The sequence below is a fragment of the Parcubacteria group bacterium genome (assembly GCA_041657845.1).
GTDB lineage: Bacteria > Patescibacteriota > Minisyncoccia > Moranbacterales > JAKLHP01 > JAKLHP01.
In genome coordinates this window covers 1-12,539 of the sequence record JBBABD010000023.1, presented here as the reverse complement: position 1 = coordinate 12,539, position 12,539 = coordinate 1, and the positions used below count along the sequence as shown (strand labels likewise).

10 protein-coding genes are annotated in these 12,539 nt (G+C 37.8%); all 10 read left to right on the top strand.

From position 1 onward, the window contains the following. Window positions 1-176 precede the first annotated feature (176 nt). The 10 genes from WC906_03990 to WC906_03945 all read left to right on the top strand — a co-directional run bounded on the left by WC906_03990 (window position 177) and on the right by WC906_03945 (window position 11,752). Window positions 177-629, top strand: a complete 453-nt coding sequence (locus WC906_03990; protein MFA5777574.1) for a divergent PAP2 family protein — start codon at window positions 177-179, stop codon at window positions 627-629. Between the two features lie 62 nt (window positions 630-691). Beyond that, window positions 692-3,013, top strand: a complete 2,322-nt coding sequence (locus WC906_03985) for a hypothetical protein (protein ID MFA5777573.1) — start codon at window positions 692-694, stop codon at window positions 3,011-3,013. Window positions 3,014-3,018: 5 nt separating this feature from the next. Beyond that, window positions 3,019-4,269: a hypothetical protein gene (locus WC906_03980; protein MFA5777572.1), complete on the top strand. Its 1,251-nt coding sequence runs from the start codon at window positions 3,019-3,021 to the stop codon at window positions 4,267-4,269. Window positions 4,270-4,289: 20 nt separating this feature from the next. Beyond that, window positions 4,290-4,571, top strand: a complete 282-nt coding sequence (locus WC906_03975) for a hypothetical protein (protein MFA5777571.1) — start codon at window positions 4,290-4,292, stop codon at window positions 4,569-4,571. A gap of 34 nt (window positions 4,572-4,605) precedes the next feature. Further along, window positions 4,606-4,992, top strand: coding sequence for a hypothetical protein (locus WC906_03970; GenBank protein MFA5777570.1), 387 nt, complete (start codon window positions 4,606-4,608; stop codon window positions 4,990-4,992). 119 nt (window positions 4,993-5,111) lie between these two features. After that, a complete protein-coding gene (locus WC906_03965; protein MFA5777569.1) occupies window positions 5,112-5,927 on the top strand; it encodes a pilin in 816 nt (271 codons plus the stop codon). 202 nt (window positions 5,928-6,129) lie between these two features. Next, a complete protein-coding gene (gene nusA, locus WC906_03960; GenBank protein ID MFA5777568.1) occupies window positions 6,130-7,473 on the top strand; it encodes a transcription termination factor NusA in 1,344 nt (447 codons plus the stop codon). Window positions 7,474-7,626: 153 nt separating this feature from the next. Then, a complete protein-coding gene (locus WC906_03955; GenBank protein ID MFA5777567.1) occupies window positions 7,627-9,642 on the top strand; it encodes a sodium-translocating pyrophosphatase in 2,016 nt (671 codons plus the stop codon). Between the two features lie 118 nt (window positions 9,643-9,760). Continuing rightward, window positions 9,761-11,053: a trigger factor gene (tig, locus tag WC906_03950; protein MFA5777566.1), complete on the top strand. Its 1,293-nt coding sequence runs from the start codon at window positions 9,761-9,763 to the stop codon at window positions 11,051-11,053. Window positions 11,054-11,167: 114 nt separating this feature from the next. Then, window positions 11,168-11,752 carry an ATP-dependent Clp protease proteolytic subunit gene (locus tag WC906_03945; GenBank protein MFA5777565.1) on the top strand — a complete coding sequence of 195 codons (585 nt, stop codon included), beginning with the start codon at window positions 11,168-11,170 and terminating at the stop codon, window positions 11,750-11,752. The last annotated feature ends 787 nt before the right edge of the window (window positions 11,753-12,539 follow it).

Genomic DNA, 12,539 nt, shown 5'->3' with positions numbered 1-12,539 from the left:
TGAGAAACTGCAATGCACTTTCATGGGGTTCCGATATCTGGGATATTCGATGATTAATTTCAGGTCGGTGTTTGGAAAAAAACGTGGTCAATTTAAATGAGCTCACATATAACCATTATATTATAATAATACAAAATGCGCTATTAAAATATTTTAAATTATGATATTATTTAACTATGATAGATTTAATGCAATTCATAAAACCATATAATATTTTTTTGATTCCAATCGCAGTTGGAGTTGTCACTCAGCTGGTTAAGTTTGTTCTCTACTCGATTAAAAATGGATGGGATGTGAAATATGTGATGACGCATGGGCATATGCCGTCAGCTCACACCAGTTTTATGGTTTCGCTCATAACGTCAGTCGGTTTTTATGAAGGAGTTCATTCCGGGGCTTTTGCGATTGCAGCGGCTTTCGCCGTGATTGTAATTGACGATGCTGTGCGCCTTCGAGTAATTATGGGAGATCAGGGAAGATATCTCAATAATCTAATGCAAACACTGGATATTGATAAGGAAAAGTTTCCCAGGCTCAAGGAAAGAGTGGGCCATAGGGTGAGCGAAGTGGTTGCGGGAGGAATTTTGGGATTTTTTCTGACATTGGTTTTAACAAATTTTTTAGGGTAGAGCTTTAATGCTAAATTTATTTTTGTGGTATAATTTAATCACACTTCTGAAAACTTAAGTCTGTGATTCAAAAAGAAAAAAACAATAAAAATAAAAAGATGTTTTCTGGAAAACGATTCGTTTTGTCGCTGGTGTTTTTGTGCTTGGCGTGGTCATTTTTTAATTCTGGTTTCAATTTCAAAAATAAAAATTTGTCTTTTTCCACCAAATCTTTAGCGCAACTTCCCGGTCCTGTGGATGAAAGCGGAAATGTTTCTTCGTATACAGGAATGAGCGAAGACATAGCAAAAAACCAAGCTAGCGCCAATTCAATCAAGGCTCCGAGCGGGATTGGCGGGATGGTATGGGAAGGATTTTTAAATGTTATTAATAGTGTTCTTTATGTTGTTTTCAAATTTGTGATGGCGCTTGTTTATATTATGGCAATTGTGTTCGATTGGGCGGTTAGCGCGGAAAATTTTAAAACTGTTATGAATATGTCCGCCATAAAAACCGGATGGACTATAGTCAGGGATTTTCTAAATATATTTTTCATTTTGATTCTTCTTTTTTCGGCTTTTTGCACCATCTTTCAGGTTGAGAAATATCACATTAAAAAAATTCTTCTCACTCTGGTGATAATGGCGCTTTTGGTTAATTTTAGTTTTCCGATTGCCAGAGCTGTTATCGATGCAGGGAATATTCCAATGTATTATTTTCTTAAGGTTCTCGGCGGAGATGGCGGTTCTATTTCCAAAAATTTATGGAATACAACCAATGGAAATGGAAAACAGCAAAGAGGGCTTGAAGCCATAATACTTCCTAATATTACAAAGCCAGATGAGATCAAGGGGAATACCGATCAGACATTCGGCCTTTTGGCAGCAATAAGTTTTTCATTTTTGTTTATGATAACTCTTGCGGTGATAGCTATTTTGCTAGTTATTAGGATTTTGGTTTTAGCAATTTTAGTAATGTTTTCCCCTGTTGGCTTCACAGCGGCGATTTTTCCCAGCTTCAGCAAATATGCCGATGATTGGTGGGGGCAGTTATTCAAGCAATCGTTTTTTGGGACAATTATGGCCTTTATGCTGTATATGGCTCTTATGGTGATGAATGAAGCTCAGAATAATGGAATTATGACAACGTTAGAATCAAAAGCAGCAGGAGGAATGACTGGTAATGTTTTTGATAGTATTATCGTGTCTGGAATTACTTTGATTATTCCAATTGTCTTGCTCTGGATTGGAATAATTGCCGCGCAGAAGTTAGCTACTGGCGGTAGTATGATAAGTATAAATGGATTAAAGACGGCCGCTAAGCGGGGCAAAAAGGTTATTCAGGGCGGATGGAGAACTGGAGCATGGGGGTTGAGAAAATCATTGACGAAAAAGGATGAAAATGGAAATGTTAAATTTCGTAGTAGTCACCTTAATAATCTTCTTGGGGATACGAAAGTCGGAAGCCTTTTTCGCCGATCTTCGGCTAAAGCTGATGTCAGAAAGGCAAGTAAAGATAAATACAAGAATTACGGATCAATGCTCAATAGTATGAGTGCATCAGATAGGGAAGCGGAATTCAAGAGTCAATCTGGATACAAGAAATTCTTAGCAGCTCAAGCCGTTGTTAAGGCTGGTCAACATAAGAAAATGGACAATAAAGATCTTAATAATTTACACAGAGCTCTTTCTGATCACGGAGATGTAGATAATGTTAAAAAACTCACTGAAGATAGATGGGATGCAGACATTGATATTGCGAGAATGGCCGCTGATCCCGCTTATGCTAATGATGCGAGAAAAATATTGAAAAGTAGAATTAAAAAAGCCAAATCTAGCGGAGATCATAAAAAAATCACTTCAGATAAAATGCTTAGTACCGAATTTCTTAATGAATTGTCACACAAAGATGTATTGGGTATTGATTCAATGAATCATATGATTGGTGAAATGCAAGATTCGGTGAGAGAAAAAATCGCGGAAGGAGCAGATAAAGAACTTAAGAGCATGGCTACCAGTGGTACAAACTTAAATGATTTGTCTAATACCGATGTGATAAATTGGAGAAAAATTGGGGCAGCTTCATCAGTTGATGATCCTAGGAAATTTTTTGCAGCGTTTACGGGTGGAGATTTTGAAAAAGATATGTGTGCCCATCCTACTTTTATGAAAGAAGCTCAGAAATTTTTTGATAAAATGCCAGGAAAGCAAATCGCAAATTATTCAGCCGATGCTTTACCGGATATTGGAATGGTAATTTCTACAACGACAGCTCTTGAACAAGGATCAAGATTTTTCAGTTCAGAACAAGCAAAGAAATTCAAAGAAGGAGCAGAATTAAATAGTAACGCCAATGTTAAAAATTTTGTAGGTTCAGGAGGTAACAAGTTTTGGGCTTCTGTATAAAAATTATGATAAATTATTTAACGATTGAAAAGGTGATAGAAGAGTATAAAAAATTGCCGAGAGAGGCTATAGCTGTTCTTAGCTCTGAAGAAGAAGCAACCTCTGGTAAAAAACTTGTTGATTTTTACAGATTAAGCGGAGATGAGACGAAGGATTTTAGTCGTTTTTATCTTTCCATATTATTCAAAATAAACAAGCCAGACGATATTTTTTATTTTATAAAAGAAAAGATAAAATTCAAAAGTCCGGAATTTTCAAAACAATTTATTATCGATTTCGCTTCTGGATTATATAACTACGGAGATTTTATCCCTGATGCCAAAAGTTTTTGTCAAAAAGTAGGAGTAAATATTTCTGCTAGAAGACCCCTTATAGAAATTATTGAAATAAAAAAAGATGAAGAAAATATGGAGGATAATTTTGAGGATAAAAAAACAGAGGTTGAAATAATCAAAATTTCTCTTTCTCAAGCGATCCAAAAATATCCTCAGCTTGGAGAACAATTGGTAACTTCTTCTCCGATAAAACTTAGAATTTTTCCTCAGCCGGTTCGTCCTTCGATTAAAAATTGGATTGAGGATTATCGTTCCATGATGGGAGCGCAAAGGCACGGAATGATGGAGCGGGGAAATTATGTTTTTCACAGTGAAAACACAAAAAAACTGAATGCCGGAGACAGGAAAAAACTGGCGGAAGTACTGAGGTCGTTGGATGAAGATGTGGCACTCAAAGTAGATCCGGATAGGCAGGAGGTAGTGTTTGAGGTTTTTGAAGAAAAAAAACCTGTGGAAAAAATGCCAAATTTCCAACCCGAATTACCAGCAGAAAATTTTCCAGTGGCGAATCAAGTTTCTTCTGCTCAAAGTTCGCCTCGATTTGGCGAAGCGAGCGGGATCAACTATGCCAGACAAAATCAAAATAACAAAGTTTTTGAGCGCCCTCTTCCGAGGAGAGAGAGTGTCGTGTCTCAAAATATTCCAAATTCCGCTATTCAAGAAAAAAATAGAGATAATTTTTTTGGAAATTATCAGCAGAAAATGGAACCGGTAAAACCTGAAATGCAAAAACCGAGTTATCAAACTCCAGTTCAGCCCAGTCAAAATATGGGCAATAATCGAAATGAAAATTACGTTGTCAAAACAGAACAATTGAAGCGGAGCTCTGTTCCAATCCGTCCTTCTCTTGCCGGAAAATCTTATGAGGAAATAAACAATGATCCAAAAATAAGAGGAAACGTGGTAGACCTTAAAAATTAAGATTTGAAAATTAATAAACAATGGATTATTTTAATTTTTTTCTCATAGCTAAGGCAGGGGTGATCGACTCTGCTCCCAGTATTCCGCAATTATTGCTTAATATCCTAAATTTCTCGTTGCAAATTTTTGGAATAATTGCTATAATTGCATTAGTTGTTTCAGGAATTATTTATCTCACTTCAGCCGGAGACGAGGACAGAATAAAATTAGCGAAAAAATCAGTGGTGTATGCCATTATCGGAATAGTCGTTGCTCTTTCCGGAATGATTATCATAAGGACAATAAATGGTTTTTTAGAGTAAATAAAAAAATAAAATCTAGAAAAGGAGGTGTAATATGAAAAACAAAATTAAACAGTTGGCTTCAATTGTGTCGGTAGCGATTTTAACTGCGCCAGCATTAGTATTGGCCCAAACGGATGGTTCTTCTAGCGGTTTTTTTGATTCAAGCGCAGGAGGCGGAACGGGCCTTCCGACCGGATCAATAATGGGCATAGTCACAAATTTAATGAACTGGTTGCTTATCATTATTGGGATCGTGGGAGTTATTGGTTTTGCCATCGCTGGAATATTGTATCTAACCGCAGCTGGGGATGAAGACAGAATAAAAACGGCCAAGAGTGCAATGATATACTCGATTATTGGCGTGATTGTAGCTATTTTGGGAGTAGTGATTTTGAAAGCGGCAGCAAGTTTCTTAGGCGGCACTGGCCAAAATTTCTAGTTTTAGCTAAGATTAGAATTTCAAAATATATTTGCAAAGCAGTCCTTGTGGACTGTTTTGTTTTTTTCTAATTTATGGTAAAATACCAGTAGATTTTTGAAATTAAATTCTAAAATAAAATGAAAAAAAATACAAAAATTATTAGCACATCGCTAATTTTTGCACTAGGAATATTTTTAGCGGTTGATTCGGCGATGGCGGGAACGATAGGAAAAGGAGGAGACTGTGATACCTCGTCTGATTGCCAGGAAGGCTTAGGTTGCGTTTCTTGCGCTTCAGCCGGAGCGAAATGCCTTGGTTCTATGTGCTGGCCGGAAGGCGGAAACAGTACCGGATGCATTTCACAGGGCGACCCCTGTATAATGTCCAACGGATCAAATGGACAATGCATATCTTGGGGCAATGGCGCGTATGAATGTTCTTCCCTAACGAGTTCTCCTGATCAAAATACTGGAACAACCAACTCTGATTATTCAGTTCCTGATAGTAATTATAATCCCGGTGCTTGTCCCGATCCATCAAAAGAATATAGAGATTATAGCGGAAATTGCGTGCCGTATGAATCGGGATATGAAGCAGCTTCCGGAGGAAACACCACTGGAGGAACGAGCGCTCAAAATTCAAACAATCCCAATCTCGACTGTTCTAGCGGAGTATGCTTCCCAATAAGTACCAATCTTCCAAATCCTTCCGGGGGAGTAGTGGGAATAATTACTAATATTTTGTATTGGCTTTTGAGCATATTTGGAATGCTGGCTGTTATCGCTTTTGTGATTTCGGGAATTCAATATATTTTTTCTGTCGGGGATGAAAAAGCTATTGATACTGCGAAAAGAAGCATGAAATGGTCAATTGTCGGAGTCGTGGTAGCATTGTCGGGGCTGGTTGTGCTTTATGCGATTGGAGGCATACTTTCGGCGACGCCCAATTTTTGATGATAAAGCCAATTTGACACGGCAAGATATTTTTGTTACCATTGGTATATATGGTTGATAGGAAAGGGTTCGCAGGAAGGCGAGCCTTTTATATTAAAATGCATCACTAAACAAACACTAAATTATCCACGAACTATCACGAAATTTTTATTAGTGATTTTCGGGATATTTTTCGGGATTGTTTTGTGATTAATATTTATTTATGTCAAAAAGAAAACTTAAGAAAGATAGTGAGGAAGATAATTCTGGGACAATGCGGCTTGGAGAATTCGGAAGCGCTATTTTGCAAATTGCCGAGGAAAAAGGAATTTCCAAAGACAAAGTTGTTGAAACTATTGAAGCGGCGCTGGCGGCAGCGTACAAAAAAGAATACGGAAAAAAAGGACAGCATATCCGAGCGGAGTTTAATGAAGTCGACGGTTCGGCTAATTTTTTCAAGCTTCTGGAAGTTGTCGATGAAAGCGTTCGCGAATTTGTCGAAGCGCAGACTGACGCGGAATTAACGCAGACTGACGCAGACAAGAATAAAACAGACTCAGACGAAAAATATGCAAATACTAATTTAGAGGAAGATAAGCTTCCTAGATTTAATGTTGAGCGCGATATAACCGAAGAAGAAGCCAAAAAGATAAAAAAAGGCGTAAAAGTTGGAGATATTATTGAAATTGCGCTGGAATCAAAAAGCGAATATGGAAGAATAGCGGCGCAGACTGCCAAACAAGTCATAATTCAAAAAATAAGAGAAGCTGAAAGAGATTCGATGTTTAAAGAATACAAAGAAAAAGAAGGCGAAGTAATCAGCGGAACGATTCAAAGGATTGAAGGAAAAAATGTCTATGTTGATTTAGGAAAATCAATCGGAGTGCTTTTTTCTTCAGAGCAAATCGAAAGAGAGCGGTACCGTATCGGGCAAAGGATTAAAGTTTATCTAGCGAAAGTTGAATCTGATCCGAAAGGTCCTGGAATAACGCTTAGCAGGGTCCATCCCGAAATAATCAGGAGGCTTTTTGAGCTTGAAGTTCCCGAAGTATTTTCTGGAATCGTTGAAATAAAAAATATCGCCAGAGAGGCCGGATCAAGAACTAAGATTGCCGTTTCTTCGAAAGAAGAGGGGGTTGATCCGATCGGTTCCTGTGTGGGACAGAAAGGAACCAGGGTTCAGGCTGTAATCGATGAATTGATAGGAGAAAAAATTGATATTATCGAATGGAGTGAAAACGCGGAGAAATTTATTGCTGCGGCGCTGAGCCCGGCTAAAGTTCTTTCCGTGGAGCTGAATGAAGAGAGGAGAGAATCAGTAGTGAAGGTTCCGGAGGATCAGTTATCTTTGGCAATTGGAAAACAGGGACAAAATGTGAGACTAGCCGCTAAGCTTACTGGTTGGAGGATCGATGTTGTCGGAAACGCAAAAGATATGGAAGAAGAAATTATTGAAGATGTAAAAGAAGAAAAAGTTGAAGAGGTCAAGGAAGATAAGAAAGAAAAGAAAAAGAAAAAGTCTGTCGAAGAAGAAGCTTTAGAAGAAAAAAAGGAGAATAAAAAATAGTAATAATTTTTTTAAATTTTTAAATTTTTAAATTTTTAAATTTTATAAATAATTTCTAATTTCTAATGCCTGACTGTCGGTAGGAGGGTTTAAAAATTTAGATTTAAGATTTATTTAAAAATTCAAAAATTGGAAATTAAAAATTATCTAACTATGGGTATTATCGGTTACTCAATCGCCACATCATTAGTGGCAATCGCGTTTGCTTTCTATCTAGCCTGGAAAGTTATGCAATTTTTCGAAGGAGAGGGAAAGATGGTGGAAATTTCCAAGGCCATCAGAGAAGGAGCCAAGGCCTATCTAAACAGACAATATTCAACTGTCGCTTATGTGGCAATTTTTGCCGCAGTAGCGCTTTATTTTGTCATTAGTCTTAGTGCAAGTATTGGTTTTATTGTCGGAGCAGCAGCTTCAGCACTGGCTGGATATATTGGAATGAATGTGGCTGTGAGAGCTAATGTGAGGACGGCAGAGGCCGCTAAAAAGGGATTGGGAAGAGCATTAGATGTAGCTTTTAAAGGAGGATCAGTAACCGGCCTTTTAGTAGTGGGACTCGGCCTTTTGGTCGTAACGGGATTTTATGCGATTACGGGAGATTTAAAAGCTCTTATTGGACTTGGATTTGGAGGAAGTCTCATCAGCATCTTTGCCAGACTGGGCGGAGGAATTTTTACCAAAGCGGCTGATGTGGGAGCGGATCTGGTCGGAAAAGTAGAAGCTGGAATTCCGGAAGATGATCCAAGGAACCCTGCTGTAATTGCCGATAACGTTGGAGACAATGTGGGAGACTGCGCCGGAATGGCCGCTGATCTTTTTGAGACGTATGCTGTGACTGCAATTGCTGCGATGATTTTGGGTTCGCTTGTTTTCCCAGATTTTCAAAATGCAGTTTTATATCCTTTGGCTTTAGGATCGGTGTCGATCGTTGCTTCCATTTTGGGAATATTTTTTGTTAAATTAAATTCAAAAGATAAAAATAAAAAAGCCGGCGATGTGAATATTATGGGAGCACTGTATAAAGGGCTCATCGCCTCTTCAGTGATTGCTCTTGTTGGTTTTTATCCGGTTACTAAGATAATCATGGATGGAAATGGACTGTATTCTTTCCAGAATATTTTCCTTTCTTCTCTGGTTGGAATTTTAGTAACAGCGGGAATGGTTATTGTTACCGAATATTATACTTCTAAAAAATATCGACCGGTAAAAGCGATTGCCCAGGCTTCAAAAACCGGGCATGGGACTAATATTATTATGGGACTGGCTATCAGTATGGAATCAACAGCGATTCCAGTGCTCATAATTATTTTTGGAATTTTAGCCTCCTTTTGGCTGGCCGGACTTTACGGCGTAGCAGTCGCGGTTATGAGTATGCTTTCAATGGCGGGAATAATTGTGGCTATCGATTCTTTCGGACCGATTACTGATAACGCCGGAGGAATTGCCGAAATGTCTGAAATGGGAGAAGAAATCAGAGAAGTAACCGATGCTTTGGATTCAGTAGGAAACACCACTAAAGCGGTTACCAAAGGATATGCTATTGCTTCAGCCGGCCTGGCGGCTGTGGTTTTGTTTGCTTCTTATGTTCAGGAGCTTACTGAGAATGGACAAAATATTGTTTTTGCCCTGGATAATGTGAAGGTTTTAGCCGGACTTTTAATCGGCGGAATTATTCCGTACTTTTTTGCTTCAATTTGTATGCGGTCAGTTTCAAAAGCCGCTGGTGCGGTAGTGGAAGAAGTACGAAGGCAGTTTAGGGAAATCAAAGGGATTATGGAAGGAACTGCCAAGCCGGATTATGCTACCAGCGTGGATATTGTAACTCAAGCTGCTATTAAAGAAATGATTTTGCCGGCCATTATTCCCGTTGCGGCGCCGATTTTAGTTGGATTTATTCTGGGACCGGAGGCTCTCGGAGGATTATTAGTTGGATCAATCATCACTGGACTTTTTGTGGCGATTTCAATGACCAACGGAGGAGGAGCCTGGGACAATGCCAAAAAATACATCGAAGAAGGCCATTTTGGAGGCAAGGGTTCGCTTGCTCATCAAGCAGCCGTTACCGGAGACACAGTCGGAGATCCGTACAAAGATACTGCGGGGCCGGCGATCAATCCGATGATTAAGATAATTAATATTGTAGCATTATTGATAGCAGGACTTATTATTTAGAATTTTCAATTTTCAATTTTCAATTTACAATCAATTTTCAATGACTAAATTTCCAAATTTTGAAAATTGTTAAATTGTAAATTCAATGAAAATTGATCATTGATCATTGAAAATTTTTATGATTAAGCATGAAATAACCAAGATTCCCCAATCGGAAATAGAAATTAAAGTTTCTGTTCCTTGGAACGAATGGAAAAAATATCTGGATCAAGCAGTTTCTGACTTGTCCAAAGATATTAAAATTTCCGGATTTCGTCCCGGAAAAGCGCCCAGAAATATGGTTGAAGAAAAAATAGGGAAGAGCGCCATAATTCAAGAAGCGGCAGAAAAAGCCATTCAAAAAACTTATGCTGACATTCTGGCGGAAGGAAAAGTCGATGCTATTGGAGCTCCAAAAGCGGAAATTTTGAAATTGGCCGAAGAGAATGACTTGGAATATAAAATTGTGACTGCAGTTATTCCGGAAGTGAAAATAAAATCTTGGGACAATGAAATTAAAAAAATAAACAAGAAATACAAAGATGCCAAGATTGAAATTAAAGATGAAGATATCGAAAAAGAAATAAAGAGAATTGCCGAGAGTCGGGCAATTTTGGTAACGGTAAGAAGAGAGGCAAAAATCGGAGACAGTGTTTTTGTTGATTTCAAAGTTTCTATGGGCGGAGTTCCAATTGAAAACGGAACCAGCCGGAATCATCCTTTGATTCTGGGGAAGGGGGTTTTTATTCCGGGTTTTGAAGAAAATATAATTGGAATGAAAGAAAACGAAGAGAAAAAATTTACCCTTAATTTTCCCAAAGAGTATCACGAAAAAAACTTGGCCGAAAAACCAGCCGAATTTGAAATAAAATTGAATTTAGTTCAGGAAAGGAAAGTTCCGGAAATTAATGACGAGTTTGCCAAATCGCTCGGAAAATTTGAAAACCTGGAGGCTTTCAAAAAAAGTGTAAGGGATGGAATGGCAGAAGAAAAGAAAATGGAGGCCAAAGAAAAAATGAGAAGTGAATTTTTGGAAGAGCTCATTAAACTCACCCAAACAGAACTTCCGGAAGTTTTGATTCATCAAGAGCTTCACAAGATGCTCGGAGAATTTGAATCCCAGCTATCGCAGATGGGCATGAATTTGGATGGATTTCTGGAAAAAATGGGAAAAAATAAAGACGATTTGGAAAATGAATGGAAAGTTCAAGCAGAAAAGAGAGTAAAATCAGCGATAATTCTGGAAGAAATTGCTAAAGAACAGGAAATTAAGGTGGAAAATGAAAAAATCGAAGAGGAAATGAACAAAACTCTCGGGTATTATAAAAAGGAAAAAGATTTGGATAAGAATATAGATATGGGAAGATTGTATGAATATACGAAAGGAATGCTTTTAAATGAGAAAGTATTTGAATATTTGGAAAGTTTATAAATTTTCAATTTTCAATTTTCAATTTACAATCAATTTTCAATGACTAAATTTCCAAATTTTGAAAATTGTTAAATTGTAAATTCAATGAAAATTGATCATTGATCATTGAAAATTATGTTAAATCAATACCTAATTCCTTCAGTTATCGAAAAGACCTCATATGGCGAACGCGCCTATGATATTTATTCCCGCCTTCTCAAGGACAGGATAATTTTTTTGGGAAGCGCAATTGATGACGGAGTGGCCAATTCTATTATTGCCCAGCTTCTATTTTTAGAACAGCAAAATCAGAAAGACGACATAAAGATTTATATCAATTCTCCCGGAGGAGTGGTAACTTCAGCTTTAGCGATCTATGACACTATGCAGTATGTGAAACCGGAAGTTCAGACAATTTGTGTTGGCACTGCCGCTTCCGGAGCAGCTTTGCTTTTGGCATCCGGAGCTAAAGGAAAAAGATTCATTCTTCCCAACGGAGAAGTTTTAATTCATCAAGTTATGGGCGGAACCCAAGGACAAGCAACCGATATTGATATTCATGCCAGGCATATTTTGAAAATGAAGGATAGACTTAATAAAATTTTAGCTAAACATACCGGACAGAAGTTGGAAAAAATAGTTAAAGATACTGACCGAGATTATTTCATGAGCGCCGAAGAAGCGAAAGAATACGGAATTGCGGATAAGATTATAAAGTAGTATTTAGTATCCAGTATTTTGTATTTAGTATGCTGTATATAAAAATCGTCCAATAGGGCGAAAAAAGTATGCGCTCTTGCTATGAGAATCCCCGTGTTGATGAAGATTATCCTATACGCGTATATTACAAAAGGTGTTGGGAAGACATTGAAGCAGCGGACGATAACAACAAGCTAGTTTGTGTTCTCGAAGATCTTCGAAGTTCGATTCAGTGGGAATAATAATTAACAGCCGTGGTGGGGTATGCATGAAACAATCCATGCATACCCCCTTTTAATTAAAAGAAAAAACCACCGGCTTTAGCCGGTGTGTGCGTTTAAAGCGTAGCGCGTAAAACTTTTCAATAATTCACAAGTCTAAAATCAAATGTCATTCCGCACTTGATGCGGAATCTACGCTATCGAATTACATCAGTCTAATGTTTATATATTAAACTTCCGATTATCGTTTGCGTAGATTCCTGCTTTCGCAGGAATGACAATAAAATTTAAAACAATCAAACACGCCGGCGATTAGCCGGCATGATAGAAACCACTAGCATTCGCTAGCGGTTTTCATTTTAAGTAAAACAAAAATCATTCCGATTAATTGGAATGATTTTTTAAATACTAAAGGATAATGAAACTACAACCTATTTCAACACCGGTAGCAAACTTTCCCCCCTACATTCTATCCACAAGTGCAACATAAGTTAAAAAAAGACATCTCGGTCTGTATAATGGAAAATACACAACTATTACCATTAAACGACAACGAGATGCCTTACAAACATATTAGCTCATCTAAT